The sequence below is a fragment of the Dyadobacter linearis genome, from assembly GCF_907165045.1.
GTDB classification, from domain to species: Bacteria; Bacteroidota; Bacteroidia; order Cytophagales; family Spirosomataceae; genus Dyadobacter; species Dyadobacter linearis.
Map to the genome: position 1 here is coordinate 883,416 of NZ_CAJRAU010000001.1, position 16,296 is coordinate 899,711.

A 16,296-nucleotide genomic window follows, 5' to 3' on the forward strand; every position below is an offset into this window, starting at 1 on the left:
CTTTACTAAACTTATGGTGCATGCTGGCCTGCCTAACGCTTGAAATAAGGCAGCAAAAAATATAGCGCACAGCTGAGAATATACGTCACGGTTTTATCAAATGAAACCCGGTACTTTACAAAAACTCGTAAACTCCTCTGCTTCTTTCCTGTATGCATTCAACTTTACTTTCTTCAAAAAGTAGGTCCAATTTCTATTTTGCCTTTTCCCGTGTCGCCATTTACTGGTTGATTTTCCTGTTTTTTATAGGCACTTCGTCCGGTGTATTTGCATCGGTATTTTACGTAAAAACAGATGGGACTGGCGATGGTACTGTTTCCTGGGCTAATGCGAACGCAGACCTGCAAGCCGCCATAGATGCTGCCAATGCGGGCGATGAAATCTGGGTGGCGGCAGGTTCATACACCGCCTCGGTGGAACAAAATTATGCACGCGCTTTCCAGATGAAAGAAGGCGTCAGGATCTATGGTGGTTTTGCCGGAACCGAATTGACCCGCGCGGCGCGTGATTTGGCAAGTGGCAATAGAAGTATTCTATACACCCTTTCCAACGCAGGCTTTATTATGCATAACACAGGTGGTGGTCTGACCAACGCTGCCGTACTGGACGGATTCGCGCTATCAGGAAGAAACAATAGCTCCCTCGTTGTGAATGAGAACTCATCGCCCATCTTTGTTAACGTTGAATTAGCTGGTCCTTTGGTAGGAGGCTCTACCAATATGATGTACAATTCTTATTCATCTCCAACCTTAATAAACTGCCTGTTTATTAATAGAGGAGGTATTGGGATGGCCAACCAAAACTCTTCTCCTATACTTGTCAATTGCACGATTACCAAGGATCCGTTGCAACCTACGACAGGTCTGTTTAACGGCGACAATTCGTCTCCCCAGATTCTTAACAGTATCATTCTCGGAAGTCAAACTGGCATGGTCAATCCGGGAAGTGCTATTATCCGATATAGCCAGGTAGAAGGAATAAACGATACAGACCCCACACACCATAATATTTCAGGCGGCGTGGAAGCATATTTAGTTAATCACCGGCTGACAGCTTGCAGTCCCGGAATTAATAAGGGCAACAACTCCTATTACAGTGACGGCCAAATACCAGCGCTATCCGAAATCACCAAAGACCTCGGGGGTGACAAACGCTTCTATAAAGAAGGCACTGTTGATCTGGGCGCTTTTGAGTACCAGGTGGATGAACAGGTTACCACTGTTGCCGGTGTTTGGTATGTGAAACCAGGTGGAACTGGATCAGGAAAAAGCTGGGACTGCGCACTTGGTAATTTGCAGCTTGCCATCAATGCTGCCTATCCAGGCGATGAAGTCTGGGTATCAGGTGGTTCATACACGGGCGCAGTGGATCAAGACAACACACGAAGCTTTCAGATGAGAGAAGGTGTCAGAATCTATGGTGGTTTTGCCGGAACTGAATTATCTCGTGGGGCACGTGATTTATCGAGCGGAAATACAAGTAATCTATACGCCCGTTCCCAGGCAGGTCTGGTTATGAATAATACAGGCGGACTTACCAACGCTGCTGTACTGGATGGATTTACTTTAACGGGGCTGTACAATATCGTCCGCAACTCGTCCTCATCGCCTACATTTGTCAATGTAGTCATCGTCGGTCCTGGGGTGGGAGGAGGTCATATAATGATGGAAAATAACTCTTCGTCTCCAATCCTGATAAACTGCCTGATTACTAACAGAGGAGGTACAGCAATACTCAATAACTCCTCTTCTCCTGTACTTCTCAACGCTACAATCAACAGTGTTTCTTCATTACCAACGACAGGTATGGTGAACAATGGCAATTCATCTCCCAAGATTCGAAACAGTATTATCCTTGGAAATCAGATGGGTATGGTCAATTCCGCAGCTGCTGATATTAGATATAGCTATGTAAAAGGGCTAAACGATACAGACCCAGCACGTCATAACCTTAAAGGTGACGAGGAACTATATTTAGTTGATAGTTACCGATTATCTGGTTGCAGTCCCGCGATCAACACGGGCAACAACGCCTTTTACGACGACATCCAAATCCCAGCTCTATCGGAAATCACCAAAGACCTCGGTGGGAGAGAACGCTTTTATAACGATGGAATTGTGGATCTGGGTGCTTCTGAGTACCAGGGTAATGGACCGGATGCAGGCATTGCCGGTGTATGGTATGTAAGACAAGGTGGAACCGGAACAGGAAAAAGCTGGGGTTGCCCGCTCGGCGATTTGCAGCTAGCCATTAATTCAGCATCCAGCGGCGAGCACGTTTGGGTAGCTGCCGGCACGTATATCCCTGGGAGCGGCCCGCGTTTTAGCATGAAAGAAGGTGTGAAAATTTATGGAGGTTTCGCAGGTAATGAAACAAGTCTGAACCAGCGGGACCTGTCCGTAACAGCTAATATAAGTACCCTAAGTGGTAATAATGGGCCTGGGGTACTCATCCATTTCGGGCTTACGCTGACAAGCGCCGCTGTACTGGACGGCTTTACAATCACCGGTTCAAACGGTGCCCCTGCCATTCAGAACGGTTCCGGATCGTCTCCGATGCTGGCTAACCTGACGGTCACCGGAAATAACTTTTCAGGTATGTATATTACCGACTCCTCACCAGTGTTGGTTAATTGTACTTTTAGCGGCAATACTTCAAACTCGCCAGGCGGTGGTATGCTGATAGCTGGCGGCTCTCCAAGGCTGATCAACTGTTTAATCAGTAACAATACAAGCAATGCTAATGGCGGAGGAGTCTTCATTGACAACGCGACTGCAAGCATGATCAATTGCACAATTGCAGGCAATACTGCTTCTGGCCAGGGAGGCGGCATATTCAATCAAGGCAATGTATCGCCACTGCTCTATAACAGCATTGTTCATGGGAATAATTCTGGCATTTATGAAGTCGGATCTAAGCTCGATGTCCAATTTAGCCTCGTCCAGAAAGACCCTGTCCCTGGCGGTCCAGCAACTGCGAACATCGATCCGCTTTTTGTAAATGCCGCCGACGGAAATTATCGTTTGCAGCCTTGCAGCCCGGCCGTAAATGCAGGTTTTAATTATTTTCAGGAAGGCCAGAGCCCGGAAATTTCTGCCATTACCGCTGATCTTGATCGCAACCCAAGGCTGCGTGAGCACATTGTTGATCTGGGCGCATACGAGTTTGGTGGTGCAAGTCGCGAACTGGCCAGTGATAATGACGAAGCGTCCACTGACATTGCAAGAGATTATGTTTTGACTTCCTCTGACTGCCAGCTTATCGCCTATTTAAATCCGGGAGGTGTATTGAATGGAACTGGCGCAGCCTCCGGCCCGGTAAGTGCAAAAGTTTGGGTAGAAAGCACGCAGCCAAAGGACTTTGTTAAGCGACACTACCAAATCACTCCTTCAAACAATCCGGCAGGCGCTTCATCCAAAATCACCCTATTCTTTACCCAGCAAGAATTCGATGACTTTAATGCTGTAAACCCGACTAAACTGCCGCTCAACGCAGCCGACACTGAAAACAACAAAGCCAATTTGCGCATTGAAAAGCGTGCAGGAGTAAGTAATGATGGTTCTGGTCTGCCGAACTCTTACACTGGCAACATCTCCACATTTACACCTGCTCAGGCCAATGGTAAAATTGAGTGGAATGCTGACGCGCAATACTGGGAAGTAACTTTTGACGTAACTGGTTTTAGTGGATTTTTTGTAAAAACAACACAAACTGCATTACCGCTGAATTTGATCAGCTTTAATGCAACCAAAGAAGTTGGAAGCAATTTGCTTCAATGGAGCACCACGAACGAAGTCAATACCGACAATTTCGAAATTCAGCGTAGCGGCGATGCCAAAAGCTTTATTAAAATTGCAACAGTGGACGCAGCTGGCAGTGGAGATCATCATTACAGCTACCACGATCAAAACAACTTTGAAGGCAACATTTACTATCGTCTGAAAATGTCAGATCGCACGGCGAACGGACTCGGTGAAGCATTCACTTACAGCAAAATCATTTCACTGAATGGAAACGGCCAGCGAAATGCAATTTACCCAAACCCAGCAGGTGAAATAGTTACATTCCAGGTTAGTAATGCATTGCTGAGAACATGGGCTAATTTATATGACATTACCGGTCGCCACATTCAAAGTCTTGACATTACTTCAAACAAACAACAGCTCAATATAAAGTCGCTCCCCAGCGGGCTTTACATTCTCAAATTTGCTGATGGTACATCCGAAAGGTTTGTAAAAAAGTGATTGGTGGCCCAGGTTGCTTATGATCTGGGCTTTAAGTATCCGCAGCATTTCACAGGGCTTTTCAGGCAGCTTGTGGGCTGTACGCCAATGAGTACTGGATGCTAAACTGACATTTGAGGAGCTTTCTATTCCTATATAAACTGCGCAATACGTTCATTGCAAATGCGCTCTGTCAAATCTTTCAGCAATTTCACACGATCGGATAAGTATTCCAATTCTTCTTTTTCGATCTTGTAATTCATGTCATATCGTGCATCGATATACGCTTTTTTAAGAAGTTTAAATAACCGCACTTCCTCGGCTGTATTTTTGGGAAAAGCAGTTGCAAAGTCGGGATGAAGTTTTTCGACTTGTTTTCCCAATTCCTCAATGTCGTGCGTTCTCGGTTTGTAATCTGTGAAAACGAGAAGGGTGGTTGCGTAATATCTCTCGGTTGCCTGATGTAATAAAAATGCTGCTTTCTTTAAGTGACCTTTTTCTAAATCTTTGTCGATATCTATGAATTCATTTGCAGTACCAAACCAATGCTGAAACTGCTCTTTTGCCTTTTCTTTTCTGTCTTCCGACTTCATCTCTTTTGGCTCAGATAGGCTAAATTTTCCGGAGTCAAAAAGCAAAACTCCTTCCTTCAAAATATCGATAAAGAAGTAGTAGTTCCGTTCAATCTTATCATTCACAAACCAAACGCTATGTTGAATAATATTGGCTTTGGTAATGTCTTGATGAGCTGCCAATTCCCTATCCAAATCCTGCCACTTTTTGTGTCCTCTCGCAGCCTTTCTGTCTTTTGTAATTACAAGAATATCATAGTCGCTCACATATTCGTAGGTTTCCTGAAAATCCTCCACCCAATCGCCACGCGCGTGGCTACCGAAAAGGATGACCATTTCGGCGGTAATTTTGGACAGAATGATTTCAGTGATGGTTTTTAGTTCTTCCTGTTTGTCTTCGGGGAGATGAGTGAGGGTGGTTTTCATGTAGTGTGGGTTGGGTAGGTTACAATGTATTCAATGCTTATAAATGTAATACGTTTGGACTCCGCTACTGAGCATGAATTTCTTCAATGTCAGCAAGAAATAATGGGTCTTTGGCAGCTGCTTTCATTGCTTCAATTTTCTGAGATTTGACATCGATCTGATCGTCAACATATATGGTAACCTGTTTCTTATTCCGAAAATCAGGTGGAAGCGTCAGGATCACCTGATTGTTTTCTACTGGACAAACGATTTTATAAGTCATAGCAAAGATTTTTTGGTAATGTACAAATTTTCGATTTCAGTAAGAACTTACTGAAATCGCAGTCCTCGATCCGTCACACTCAACTTCAAGTTCCCACCCAAACCCTCTCTTACAATCCGCATCAAAGTCGACAGCCGAATATCGCTCGCATTATTCTCAATGCGTGAAATATAAGTTTTCGTCGTACCACATTTATCAGCAAGTTGCTCTTGTGTCAAACCCTGTTTCTTCCTCAACTCCTGAATCATAGCTCCTAATTTGAAGGCTTCGAACTCTTCTTCGTATTGCTCTCGCTCAGCCGATCCCTGCTTTCCATATTGATCGTCAAGATGTGACGAAAATGAGATTAGTTCCTTATTTAGAGTTCCGTTGTTCATCGAAATATTGATTTTCAAGTTTTTCTGCCAGGCATATATTCCTGATAAACTTCCGCTTATTGCTGATATAGTGTGTGTTAAGTTTTTATAAAGTTAGCTAATTAGGTAACATTGTCAAAATCTGCCTTCCTATTTGCTGGCTGTAACATGCGGCCGGAACATTACAACCGGCCTTTATACCACGGAATGGGGAATTCCATCTACTGCGGAAAGGTTCAAAATATTTCTAATATGTTCAATAACAGATAGTTAACACAAAATAAAATCACGTACCAACTTCAAATTAGCTGGAACGTTGTTTTCCTGGGCGCTGCACTTTCCACTCACTTAAATTAAAAGCGATGGCAACAATCAAAATCACTTCATCTGAATTCATCGATCGCGGCGTGATTAAGCCGCAGCCGACGGGTTCATCTTACATCAATGTGGGTTCCACCGAGCGGATCGTATCGGCCGCCGCGGGACTTGCGCTGATGTATTTCGGACTACGGAAATTTTCAATGCCTGGCCTGCTGGTTGGAGCCGCGGGTGCAGCCTTATTTGAAAGAGGCGCTTCGGGTTACTGTCCCGTCACCAATCGCATGCAAAAGGAATCAGCCAAACAGCCGGTCGATTCGACAGAGATCACCAAAAGCCTGACCATTAACAAACCCAGGGCGGAGGTTTACATGTACTGGCGCAATCTTGAAAACCTGCCCAATTTCATGCAGCACCTTGAATCGGTGAAGCAGATCGATAACAGAAGATCACATTGGGTTGCACCGGTTCCAGGTGGTGTGGGCAAGATTTCCTGGGACGCCGAGATTGTAGAAGACATCGCAAATGAAAAGCTCAGCTGGCGATCGGTGGCTAATGCAGCCGTTGACAATTCGGGAGAGGTTTTGTTCAAAGATGCACCCGGTAACCAGGGGACGGAGATTTATGTGATTATCAAGTATTTGCCGCCGGCAGGTGCAATCGGTACTACCATCGCAAAGCTGTTTAATCCGGCTTTCAAACAAATGGTGAAAGAAGATTTGCGTCGCTTTAAAAGGCTGATGGAAACAGGCGAAATTCCTGTAAGCGAAGCGCAGCCCTCGGGCAAGAAGCTGACATTTGACGATACTACTCACGATAAAATTGAGAAAGAATATGAAAGCCCTTTGTTATAACAGCGTAAAGGATCTGCGGGTGGAAAACGTGCCGGATCCTGAAATCATCAGCCCAAAGGACATGATCGTGCGCGTGACTTTGTCCTCGGTTTGCGGGTCGGACCTGCATATCATCAATGGCTTTATCCCTACTGTGAAGGCTGGCGACGTACTCGGACATGAGTTTATGGGCGAGGTCGTCGAAACTGGCCGGGATGTCAGAAAGTTCGTAAAGGGCGATCGCGTGGTGGTGGCTTCGGTCATTGCTTGCGGCGAATGTCATTATTGCAACGAGCAATCCTTTTCGCTTTGTGATAATACAAATCCGAATGCATACATCCCCGAAAAGTTGTACGGGGATACGATGGCCGGCATTTTTGGTTACACCCATGCTTTCGGCGGGTATGCTGGTAGTCACGCACAATATATTAGGGTTCCTTTTGCGGACAATGGCGCTTTCAAAGTACCTGAGGGTCTGCAAGATGACTCGGTTATCTTTTGTTCCGATGCATTTCCAACCGGGTATATGGCGGCGGATATGGCGAACATTAAACCAGGTAGCGTGGTTGCAGTTTGGGGAGCAGGCGGTGTAGGCCAAATGGCGATGCAAAGTGCGTGGCTCATGGGCGCAGAGCGGGTAATCGCGATCGATCGCGAGCAATACCGGCTTGGAGTAGCGAAAGAAAAAAGCAAAGCTGAAACCCTCAATTTTACAGAAGTTGAGATTCTGGAAGCTTTGAAAGATTTAACCGGAGGCCGCGGCCCTGATTGCTGTATTGATGCTGTGGGGATGGAAGCATCAGGGTCCGGCTTTGGTTATGCGTATGACAAAGCCAAACAATGGGCGCGGATTGAAAATGACCGTCCACTCGTGTTGCGCGACGCCATTATGGCTTGCCGCAAAGGTGGTACAGTTTCCATTGTGGGCGTTTACAGCGGTTTTGTAGACAAGATTCCAATGGGCGCAGCGATGAACAAGGCCCTAAATTTCAGGATGGGACAAATGCACGGGCCAAAATACATTCCGAAGTTGCTCGAACACGTTCAAAACGGCGAAGTTGACCCATCTTTTTTAGTAACCCATAAAATGGGCCTGGATCAGGGACAGCAGGGATATGATATGTTTACCAAAAAAGAAGACAATTGTATGCGTGTGGTTTTCGATCCGCAAAAGACAATGCAACCGGCTTAAAACGGCAAAACGATTATCGAAAGAAACAGAAAGCGGATGTCTCATTTAAGTAAGACACCCGCTTTCTGCTTTAAATCTCGATCAAATTACTTTCTCTGTTTCATCTTTAAACGGCTGATTGTAATAACGTTTGCCTTTCATTTTATATAATGCATTCGCCACTGCACCGAAAACTGGTGGGAATGGCGGTTCCCCTAATCCGGTTGGATCCAGGTCATTCTGGACAAAATGCACTTCCACGCTTTTCGGCGCTTCGTTCATCCGGATCATCCTGTAATTGTGGAAGTTGCTTTGCTGGGCGGCTCCGTCCTTATGAGTAAGTTGGCCGTAAAGTGCATTGCCAATTCCATCGACAACAGCGCCCTGCACCATATTCGTAGCAGCATCCGGATTGATCACAATTCCGCAATCCATCGCACTGAAAACACGCTCAACATAAGGTTGCCCGTCGCGCGTGACCATATCTACCACGTGTGCAGCATAAGAATTGTGACAGAAATAAGCGGCTACACCACGTTTATACTTTTCGTTTCCGGGCTTGTTCCAATTGGATTTATCACGTACCAATTCCAGCACGCCGGCATAGCGATCGGCGTCATATTCGTTGTTTTTACCAACCGGTTTTTCTTTGGCCCTTTTCAAGAGTTCCAGCCTGAATGCGATCGGATCTTTGCCGGCGGCTTCTGCTACTTCATCCAAGAAGGATTGCTCGGCAGCTGCATTGAAATTGGAACGCGGAGCCCGGAAAGCGCCGATGGTAATGTTGGATGCGATCTGCCAGCCTTCCGCCAGGTAATTGTCAACGGCACCAGCCGGAAACCGGTTGGCATGAATAGGATGCTCGGGAATGCCGCCGCCTTTTACATGAAAAGCGATCAGGTTTTTATTGGCGTCCAAAGCTGCGCGGTAAGTCGCGGTGTACATGGGGCGGTAAATGCCGTAGGTCATGTCGTCCTCGCGGGTGTACATCAGCTTCACCGGCGCTTTCATTTTTTTGGAAATCAATGCAGCTTCGTAGAGATAATGTCCATATGCCCGGCGACCAAAGCCACCGCCCATTCGTGTCATTTGGATTTCAATTTTGTCGGGGGGCAGGTTCAAGAGCTTCGAAAGCATTGGTTCTGTCCAGCCCGGAGCCTGTAACGGCCCGACTAACAACGCTTTATCTGCGGTGACGTGCGCGAAGAAATTCATCGGTTCCATCGTATTATGCGCCAGAAAAGGCCCATTGTATGTCCGCTCGATCACTTGGGCAGCATTCTTAAATGCAGATTCAGGATCGCCGTCCCTTCTTAATTCCTGAGCAGGCTTGGCTGCGTATTCCTGCATTTGCTGCAATTGCGTGGTCGTACTTTCGAGCGCTCCCGGGATGGTAACCTCTTTTACGCCACCTCTGCCACCAATTTTATCTTTCAAATCACCCGCAGGCTCCCAGTTGGCGACCAGCTTTTTGCGAGCATTCATCACTTCCCAGGTGCTATTGCCAACGATAACAAGCAGGTCATTGAATGTGCGTGTATCAAAACCGCCTTGTTCCAAATCGTCCGCATATAATTTTTGAGTAAAAACATCTTTAATACCAGGCATTTTTAGTGTTTCGGCAGCATCAAAGGATTTGAGTTTCATTCCAAAAGCAGGCGGGTGCTGGATCATGGCGATCAGCATGCCGTCTACACTATAATCCAACCCGAAAAGCGGCTTGCCGGAAGTGATTTTTTTGATTTCAACATTCTTTTTAGAATTCCTGATAATCGTAAAATCCTTAGGCGCTTTCAGTTTCAAATCTTTCGGGACTGGAATGCTGGCTGCTTTGCTGGCCATATCGCCATACTTAGCCGATTTCCCACTTGAATGCGACAAGATTCCTGCTTTGGTCGTCACCTCGCCGACCGGCACATTCCAGGTTTGGGCGGCAGCTTCACGCAGCATTTGCCTCGCGGCAGCACCGGCTTCGCGAAGTGGTTTCCAGTACATGCGCACGGAATTGCTTCCGCCCGTAAACTGAGCCCCGAGCTTCGCAGGATCATGTGGCCCCATTTCGACAGTCACGTTTTTCCAGTCCACGTCCAGTTCCTCGGCCAGCATCATGGGCAGGGAAGTCATTACATTTTGCCCGAATTCAGGGTTAGGACAAATGAGTTTTACCTTGTTATCTGGCATTATATGAATGTAACCATTTAAGGTCGCCCATTGCTCGGGCAAATTTAGCATTTCGCTTTTATCAGCCGATTTAAAGCTGGATAACCAGCTAACGGTCAGCATAAGCCCTCCGCCGGACATGAGCGATGCCTTCAAAAATGAGCGCCTGTCTAGGCCTGTTTTATCTTGGTTCATGGTGAAGTCGGTTTGAAGTTATTTTTTGGGAGCAAAAGCGCCACTTTGTAGCCACGTGATCCAGGCTTTTTTAAATTCTGCGTGCGTTACCGGCGGTAATGTTCTGCCTTCACCCGGGTTCCAGCCTGCGAGCACCAATCCGTCGTCGGCGTGCTCGATCAGCTTTTGCATATCCTTGTTTCCGTTCTGCTTTTTGTCAACCAGCTGTTTGGCCAGCTCATGCGCACTTTTTCCCTGAAAAACCATTTTCAAAGCAGCAGGCGGTAAATGCCAGTCGGGATTTCCGGGAGGCATGTGCAGGCCCGCAACATTCGTTTCCTGATGACAATTGGAACATTTCATGGCATAAACGCCCTTTCCGTCCACGCCACGTTTGGGCCCCATTGCATGCAAATGACTATCATCACCTTGCAGCGGCACATCACCGGCCGGATGGCAGTTCATACATCGCGGGCTCATCAGCGTTTTATAGACTATCTCAAAAGCCTGAACAGACGCCACACTATCGCGGGTAATGGTGTTGAATTTGATTTCTTTTTCAGGTAAATCATTTCTAAATGCAGATGCTCCGACCGCGACAATAAATATGAATATTGATAGCATCGTGACTGCTTTTTTAGAAACGAATCGTTTCGCGCCATTTTCTGGTTTTTGCTTCATAAAGTGATTTTGAAAATGGAGTGATTAACCTTTCGTACCCGTTTTTTTCTGCAAATCCGCAGCTGTATGGATCGCTTCACGAATGCGCAAATACGTGCCACAACGGCAAATGTTACCAGCCATTGCATCGTCAATATCCTGGTCTGTGGGGTTGGGCTTTTCGCGCAGGAGCACGGCGGCAGACATGATCTGCCCGGAATGGCAATAACCACATTGCGGCACGTCGATTTCCTGCCAGGCTTTCTGTACCGGGTGTGAATTTGTTTCGGACAAACCTTCGATCGTCACTACCTTTTTGCCAGCCGCTCGGATCACTTTCGTCACACACGAACGCACTGCTTCTCCATCCAAATGCACCACGCAAGCGCCGCATTGCGCCACGCCGCAGCCATATTTGGTGCCTTTCAGCCCGGCCAGATCGCGGATCGCCCACAAAAGTGGCATCTGCGGGTCGGCTTCCAGCGGATAATCTTTTTTGTTAATGTTTAATGTGATTTTCGCCATGGTGAATGATGTTTAATGTGAGTTTTGAAGAATTTTGTCCAGGCCTGCTTTGTAATTTCTTCCAATCGGGATTTCCTCGTTGCCGATCCGCACGTAATTCGCGCTGATGGCCTGAATGTGGTCGAGGGAGATGATAAAAGATTTATGAATGCGGATAAAACGGTCGTGCGGAAGCTTTTCTTCCAGGTAACTGATCCGCAGGTAAGACACCAGCGCGCCCGACCGGGTGTGCAGCTTCACATAATCTTTCAGACTTTCGACCCAGAAAATATCATCGAGAAATATTTTGACCATTTCCTTATCTACCTTGAAATACTGGTATTCGCGGGCAACTGGCGCAACCTGAGCTTGTTCCTGCTGCGTCGCATTGCTTGGGGAAAAACGGTAAATTTTCCCTACCGATTGGAGAAATCGCTCGAAGGATATGGGTTTGACCAAAAAATCGACAACATCAAACTCATAACTATCCAAAGCGTACTCCCGAAATGCGGTAGTGAAAATGACTTTGGGACGGTAACCCAATGGTCGCAATAAATCGAAGCCTGTGAGCCGGGGCATTTGTATATCAAGAAAAATAACCTCAGCCTGCAATTGCTGTAATAGTTGAAGGCCTTGCGTGGGACTGTTGGAAATGCCCACGAGTTCAAGATCGGGCAAACGGCTGATGTAATCCTGCATCAGGTCGGTAGCCAGTGGCTCATCGTCTAGCACAAAACAGCGGATCCCCATCAGTCGATATTGAATTTTAACACTGCTAAAAACTGTCCCTCTTCCGGCATCGTCACCAATTCGTAACTGTCCGAGAACAGGATTTCAAGTCGCTTTTTAAGATTAATAAGTCCCAAACCCGACTGGAATGGCACTTTCGTATCGGATTGAACTGAATTTTCAACCGAAAAGATCAGCCGTTTATCATTCAGTGACAGGTTGATTTGTATCCAGCAGTCGCCCTCCGTTTGCGCGGCTCCGTGTTTGAATGCATTTTCTACAAATGGTAACAAAAGCAGCGGTGGCACTCTTACCTCGCCCGCCGCTGAGAGGTAATTGAAATTAGTCTGAATGTCCAGCCGGTCGCCGTAACGGATTTGTTCGAGAGAAATGTAATCTTTCAGATAAGCGATTTCCTTCGATAGCGGCACGGAATCCCTGTGACTTTCATGCAGTTGATAGCTCAATAACCCTGCCAGACGTTGTAACAGGTTAGGCATTTTGTCGGGCTGCTGAATGGAGACTGATGTGAGATTATTTAATGTATTAAAAAGAAAATGGGGCTGCACTTGTGATTGCAACAACCGATACTCGGCCGAGACTTTTTCACGTCGGTAAGTCTCACTCAGACTTTGCTGATAAAGTGCGTGCCTTACCAGGTCGACAGCTACAAAAAGCGCCACAACCAGATGCAGCTGCATAGCCTCAGCCATGATTTTGGGCAAATAAAGAAACGGTTTGGTCAATGCTTCGGGATAATAAACTGGGTAATACCAGTTGTAATTGATCGCACGCCTCAATATGCCGAAAACGACTAACCCGATCAAAAGCGATAACCAGAATGCCACCATACGCCGGTGGAGCAAAAACTTACGCACCGTGACAAGCAAATGCCAGTAGGCCGCGATGATCAACAGCGGCAGTTGCATGCTGATCAGACAGAGGCTTTGCTGGAAATTGTCCAGATATGCGCCCGTATTGAGCCATTCAAACAGAAAAAAGCACAGCCAGAAAAAACTTTGTGTCCAAAGCTCCCTCGGCGGCCTAAGGGTTGAGACGCGAATCATTCGTAATTTTTGAAGTCTTCAAGGCTTAAAACTAAGAAATTGGCAAATCAGAAATCCAGACTTTCGCCCAACGACACCATTTGCCTCCCAAACGTATTTTCTAAACGGAAAAAGGTGCCGTAATCCCTGAATAATGTCATTACCTGCTTTTTAGGTGATGTAGGAAAGTGGCGGCGTAGTACGTCTAAAATCCAGATTTGTAATGTAAATGTTGGGCTACTTGCTTATGCAATGCAAACAAGTTCAACTAAAACATTACCTCGTCATGCGCAAATTGTCACTCCTATTACTCGTTTTACCGGCCCTACATTTCGGGCAATTTACACAAGCACAATCCGCGCCGCAGGGTTATCTTGCTCTGAATGCAGATTCTTCTGGCTACCACTGGCGGATATTGACCGATGTCAAATCCAGAAATACAGAGGTCCAATTTTTCGGAAATGGTAGTGAACTGCTTTATAAAGAGGATGTTCCCGAAAAATATATCAAGCAAAACAAGCGAACCCAACGACGTCTTAACAAACTTCTCTCCGACATTTCGGCAAACAAATTGGTAATTGCCCGCCTTAAAACCGAGGAGCTTCCCTCCGACCCTGCCAAATCGAAGCCAACGCATTCCTCACAAAGCCTGGAAGCCGATGCTTCCAAGATGTCCTACCGAATTCATGTGTCCATTAATGCCGAAGGTAAAGTGCGCGTGGCTGTCGACAATCCCGAAAGCATAAGATACAAAATCGAGATCGCAGACTACCGGGATCGGGTTGTTTATCAGGAATTTACAAGTCATGATCAGTACAGAAGGCACATTGATATTTCACCTATTTTGGCCGACTCGGCGCAGGTGATTTTATCGATTGATAAAAAGCGGTTTGTGTATCGTGTGGAGCGAGAAAAAATGAGGAACGCCTATAAGGTGAATGCGGTCATTGCGCAACGGTAATGTCAGCCAGTTGCCGCAACTCTGTTCCGCCGACACTTTTCACTGCAATATTTGACTTCATCCCAAACTTTTTCCCACTTCTTCCGCCAGGTAAATGGCCTGCCGCAGACTACGCAAGTTTTCTGCGGCAGGTCTTGTTTTTTTGTTCCTTTCATGGTGAAATCTGGTAGGTAACCAACTATTCATTTGGACTTGTTAACTTACGAAAAGCGTTAAATGTTAGACCAATTTTTGTGGAAGAACCTTGCTAACCAATGCTTACGAAAATGAATATTGAGAAGTTATTGATCTGGATCACACCTCTTACGCTGGGCGCATTGCTGGGCATGTACGAAATTCTGCATGGAACGTTTTATGTGCTTTATGGAACACCGGACCAGAAGCGGGACTATCCGCTCGAAATTGTTCTTGGGCTGCTGATCATGGCAGCATGCCTGGTTGGCCACTGGCTGATTCGACGAATCTCACATTCAAACACCCGCACCATCTGGATCACCGAATCGATATTGGTGGGTTTTGTCATTTATGGTTTTTATCGTTCGTAAGATATCAGGGATAGAAACCTGAACACGCATCGCTAATTGCAACTAAATCTCAATGTTTGCCGACATTGGAAGAGACAGTCAAGACGTAGTTTTGGAATTTCAAACCAAACCATCTTATGGACTATCAAACACTACTTCGCCAGCTTTACCAGGATTTCAATGCTCGCCGGATCGATGCAGTTCTGGCGCATTTGCACACAGACGTGAGCTGGCCTAATGGCTGGGAGGGCGGCTACATTTCCGGGCACGAGGAAGTGCGGGCCTACTGGCTGCGACAATGGCAAGAGATTTATCCCGTGGTCGAGCCGATTTCATTTGATGCGAAGCCAGACGGCCGGATTGCCATTAAAGTGCATCAAGTTATAAAGAATCTGAAAGGTGAAATTTTGAGTGATACGGTGTTATTTCACGTCTATACTTTTGAGAATGGGAAGGTGCGGGTGATGGAGATTGAGCACTAGGAGAGGCTGAATGTGTGACTTGGTAACATACAACAAGAGGCCTGTAAATTATCTCGGCACTTCCCGGGAGATTTACATAAATTGCTTTTTTAAACCAAAACACCTTCCACAATGGCACATACTACCTCCAATCCAAAGATTCATGAAGGCCGAAATTTGAAGCGTTTCAGAGAAATGCTCGCGATTAAACAAGATCATCTCGCATTCGAGCTCGGCGACGACTGGAACCAGCAGAAAATCTCCCTACTTGAACAAAAGGAAAAGATCGATTCGGATATCTTGGAGCAGGTTGCGGCTATTTTGAAGATACCAGCGGAGGCGATTCGGAATTTTGATGAGGAGCAGGCAATTAATATTATATCCAATACATTTCACGACCAATCGAGCGGAGTAAATATCTACGCTACTTTTAACATCAATCCGATTGAAGAATTGAAAAAGCTTCACGACGATAAAATGGAGCTTTATGAACGGATGTTGAAGGAGAAGGATGAAATGATGGGGAGGTTGGAGAAACTACTAACGCGATGATCGAATCCAAGTCTTCGGAAATGTCCTTAATACAGGATGTTGTTCGCATTTTACAATCTGCAAGACAAAATGCTTACAGGGCCGTCAATACAGCGATGCTTGAAGCTTATTGGCAGATCGGCAAAAGAATCGTGGAAGAAGAACAGTTTGGGGAAATCCGAGCGGCCTATGGAGAAGGTATTATCAAGCAACTTTCGAAGGATTTAAGCCGCGAAATCGGCAAAGGATTTTCAGTAGCAAACCTTGAAAATTTCCGAAAATCTTATCTGACTTTTTCTGATAACCAAAAATCTTACGCAGTGCGTAGGGAATTGAGCTGGACACATTACCGGCTCATAAAAGTATAGCATTTTAAATGATAGCA

The 16,296-nt window shown here is 46.1% G+C and carries 18 protein-coding genes; 9 read left to right on the forward strand and 9 right to left on the reverse strand.

Annotated features, from left to right (window positions below; translation table 11 throughout):
• Positions 1-152: 152 nt before the first annotated feature.
• Positions 153-4,244, forward strand: coding sequence for a T9SS type A sorting domain-containing protein (locus tag KOD92_RS03570; protein ID WP_215232132.1), 4,092 nt, complete (start codon positions 153-155; stop codon positions 4,242-4,244).
• Between the two features lie 3 nt (positions 4,245-4,247).
• Positions 4,248-4,349 (forward strand): AraC family transcriptional regulator, encoded by a 102-nt coding sequence (locus KOD92_RS27375; RefSeq protein ID WP_229254502.1) that lies wholly within the window; start codon positions 4,248-4,250, stop codon positions 4,347-4,349.
• A gap of 26 nt (positions 4,350-4,375) precedes the next feature.
• Here KOD92_RS27375 and KOD92_RS03575 read toward each other — a convergent pair whose 3' ends face one another.
• From KOD92_RS03575 to KOD92_RS03585, 3 genes are all read right to left on the reverse strand, one after another.
• Complete coding sequence (locus tag KOD92_RS03575; protein WP_215232133.1) at positions 4,376-5,221, reverse strand: HEPN domain-containing protein; 846 nt, start codon at positions 5,219-5,221, stop codon at positions 4,376-4,378.
• Positions 5,222-5,285: 64 nt separating this feature from the next.
• Complete coding sequence (locus tag KOD92_RS03580; protein WP_215232134.1) at positions 5,286-5,483, reverse strand: hypothetical protein; 198 nt, start codon at positions 5,481-5,483, stop codon at positions 5,286-5,288.
• 47 nt (positions 5,484-5,530) lie between these two features.
• The gene (locus tag KOD92_RS03585; RefSeq protein WP_215232135.1) at positions 5,531-5,860 is read right to left on the reverse strand and encodes a helix-turn-helix domain-containing protein; all 330 of its coding nucleotides are present in this window, start codon (positions 5,858-5,860) and stop codon (positions 5,531-5,533) included.
• 341 nt (positions 5,861-6,201) lie between these two features.
• On the opposite strand from KOD92_RS03585, the gene KOD92_RS03590 reads away from it, so the two are divergent.
• On the forward strand, positions 6,202-7,011 hold the full coding sequence (locus KOD92_RS03590) for a YgaP-like transmembrane domain (RefSeq protein WP_215232136.1): 810 nt from the start codon (positions 6,202-6,204) through the stop codon (positions 7,009-7,011).
• Entirely contained in the window at positions 6,992-8,182 is a 1,191-nt protein-coding gene (locus tag KOD92_RS03595; RefSeq protein ID WP_215232137.1) for a zinc-dependent alcohol dehydrogenase, read from the forward strand. The genes KOD92_RS03590 and KOD92_RS03595 overlap by 20 nt, the downstream gene beginning before the upstream one ends.
• A gap of 81 nt (positions 8,183-8,263) precedes the next feature.
• Here KOD92_RS03595 and KOD92_RS03600 read toward each other — a convergent pair whose 3' ends face one another.
• From KOD92_RS03600 to KOD92_RS03620, 5 genes are read right to left on the reverse strand one after another with little or no spacing between them, the layout of a single operon-like run.
• Entirely contained in the window at positions 8,264-10,516 is a 2,253-nt protein-coding gene (locus tag KOD92_RS03600; protein WP_215232138.1) for a xanthine dehydrogenase family protein molybdopterin-binding subunit, read from the reverse strand.
• Between the two features lie 18 nt (positions 10,517-10,534).
• Positions 10,535-11,176 carry a hypothetical protein gene (locus tag KOD92_RS03605; protein WP_215232139.1) on the reverse strand — a complete coding sequence of 214 codons (642 nt, stop codon included), beginning with the start codon at positions 11,174-11,176 and terminating at the stop codon, positions 10,535-10,537.
• Positions 11,177-11,200: 24 nt separating this feature from the next.
• Positions 11,201-11,680 (reverse strand): (2Fe-2S)-binding protein, encoded by a 480-nt coding sequence (locus KOD92_RS03610; RefSeq protein WP_215232140.1) that lies wholly within the window; start codon positions 11,678-11,680, stop codon positions 11,201-11,203.
• A gap of 12 nt (positions 11,681-11,692) precedes the next feature.
• Entirely contained in the window at positions 11,693-12,409 is a 717-nt protein-coding gene (locus KOD92_RS03615) for a LytR/AlgR family response regulator transcription factor (RefSeq protein ID WP_215232141.1), read from the reverse strand.
• Entirely contained in the window at positions 12,409-13,455 is a 1,047-nt protein-coding gene (locus KOD92_RS03620) for a sensor histidine kinase (RefSeq protein WP_215232142.1), read from the reverse strand. Before KOD92_RS03620 ends, KOD92_RS03615 begins: the two co-directional genes overlap by 1 nt.
• A gap of 265 nt (positions 13,456-13,720) precedes the next feature.
• Between KOD92_RS03620 and KOD92_RS03625 the strand changes: the two genes are divergently transcribed.
• Complete coding sequence (locus tag KOD92_RS03625; protein WP_215232143.1) at positions 13,721-14,395, forward strand: hypothetical protein; 675 nt, start codon at positions 13,721-13,723, stop codon at positions 14,393-14,395.
• 2 nt (positions 14,396-14,397) lie between these two features.
• On the opposite strand, the gene KOD92_RS03630 is transcribed toward KOD92_RS03625, so the two are convergent.
• Positions 14,398-14,550 carry a DUF2256 domain-containing protein gene (locus tag KOD92_RS03630; protein WP_215232144.1) on the reverse strand — a complete coding sequence of 51 codons (153 nt, stop codon included), beginning with the start codon at positions 14,548-14,550 and terminating at the stop codon, positions 14,398-14,400.
• A 111-nt stretch (positions 14,551-14,661) separates the two neighbouring features.
• Between KOD92_RS03630 and KOD92_RS03635 the strand changes: the two genes are divergently transcribed.
• The 4 genes from KOD92_RS03635 to KOD92_RS03650 all read left to right on the forward strand — a co-directional run bounded on the left by KOD92_RS03635 (position 14,662) and on the right by KOD92_RS03650 (position 16,279).
• The gene (locus KOD92_RS03635; protein WP_215232145.1) at positions 14,662-14,940 is read left to right on the forward strand and encodes a hypothetical protein; all 279 of its coding nucleotides are present in this window, start codon (positions 14,662-14,664) and stop codon (positions 14,938-14,940) included.
• A 116-nt stretch (positions 14,941-15,056) separates the two neighbouring features.
• On the forward strand, positions 15,057-15,401 hold the full coding sequence (locus KOD92_RS03640) for a nuclear transport factor 2 family protein (RefSeq protein WP_215232146.1): 345 nt from the start codon (positions 15,057-15,059) through the stop codon (positions 15,399-15,401).
• 111 nt (positions 15,402-15,512) lie between these two features.
• The gene (locus tag KOD92_RS03645) at positions 15,513-15,932 is read left to right on the forward strand and encodes a helix-turn-helix domain-containing protein (RefSeq protein WP_215232147.1); all 420 of its coding nucleotides are present in this window, start codon (positions 15,513-15,515) and stop codon (positions 15,930-15,932) included.
• The gene (locus KOD92_RS03650; protein ID WP_215232148.1) at positions 15,929-16,279 is read left to right on the forward strand and encodes a DUF1016 N-terminal domain-containing protein; all 351 of its coding nucleotides are present in this window, start codon (positions 15,929-15,931) and stop codon (positions 16,277-16,279) included. Before KOD92_RS03645 ends, KOD92_RS03650 begins: the two co-directional genes overlap by 4 nt.
• Positions 16,280-16,296 lie beyond the last annotated feature (17 nt).

Bases quoted from the DNA above. Each gene is read 5' to 3' on its own strand.
- KOD92_RS03605 (WP_215232139.1), bottom strand. From the start codon at position 11,176: ATGAAGCAAAAACCAGAAAATGGCGCGAAACGATTCGTTTCTAAAAAA.
- KOD92_RS03630 (WP_215232144.1), bottom strand. From the start codon at position 14,550: ATGAAAGGAACAAAAAAACAAGACCTGCCGCAGAAAACTTGCGTAGTC.
- KOD92_RS03645 (WP_215232147.1), top strand. From the start codon at position 15,513: ATGGCACATACTACCTCCAATCCAAAGATTCATGAAGGCCGAAATTTG.
- KOD92_RS03580 (WP_215232134.1), bottom strand. From the start codon at position 5,483: ATGACTTATAAAATCGTTTGTCCAGTAGAAAACAATCAGGTGATCCTG.
- KOD92_RS03575 (WP_215232133.1), bottom strand. From the start codon at position 5,221: ATGAAAACCACCCTCACTCATCTCCCCGAAGACAAACAGGAAGAACTA.
- KOD92_RS03590 (WP_215232136.1), top strand. From the start codon at position 6,202: ATGGCAACAATCAAAATCACTTCATCTGAATTCATCGATCGCGGCGTG.
- KOD92_RS03650 (WP_215232148.1), top strand. From the start codon at position 15,929: ATGATCGAATCCAAGTCTTCGGAAATGTCCTTAATACAGGATGTTGTT.
- KOD92_RS03640 (WP_215232146.1), top strand. From the start codon at position 15,057: ATGGACTATCAAACACTACTTCGCCAGCTTTACCAGGATTTCAATGCT.
- KOD92_RS03620 (WP_215232142.1), bottom strand. From the start codon at position 13,455: ATGATTCGCGTCTCAACCCTTAGGCCGCCGAGGGAGCTTTGGACACAA.
- KOD92_RS03635 (WP_215232145.1), top strand. From the start codon at position 14,662: ATGAATATTGAGAAGTTATTGATCTGGATCACACCTCTTACGCTGGGC.
- KOD92_RS03625 (WP_215232143.1), top strand. From the start codon at position 13,721: ATGCGCAAATTGTCACTCCTATTACTCGTTTTACCGGCCCTACATTTC.
- KOD92_RS03610 (WP_215232140.1), bottom strand. From the start codon at position 11,680: ATGGCGAAAATCACATTAAACATTAACAAAAAAGATTATCCGCTGGAA.
- KOD92_RS03570 (WP_215232132.1), top strand. From the start codon at position 153: ATGCATTCAACTTTACTTTCTTCAAAAAGTAGGTCCAATTTCTATTTT.
- KOD92_RS03595 (WP_215232137.1), top strand. From the start codon at position 6,992: ATGAAAGCCCTTTGTTATAACAGCGTAAAGGATCTGCGGGTGGAAAAC.
- KOD92_RS03600 (WP_215232138.1), bottom strand. From the start codon at position 10,516: ATGAACCAAGATAAAACAGGCCTAGACAGGCGCTCATTTTTGAAGGCA.
- KOD92_RS03615 (WP_215232141.1), bottom strand. From the start codon at position 12,409: ATGGGGATCCGCTGTTTTGTGCTAGACGATGAGCCACTGGCTACCGAC.
- KOD92_RS03585 (WP_215232135.1), bottom strand. From the start codon at position 5,860: ATGAACAACGGAACTCTAAATAAGGAACTAATCTCATTTTCGTCACAT.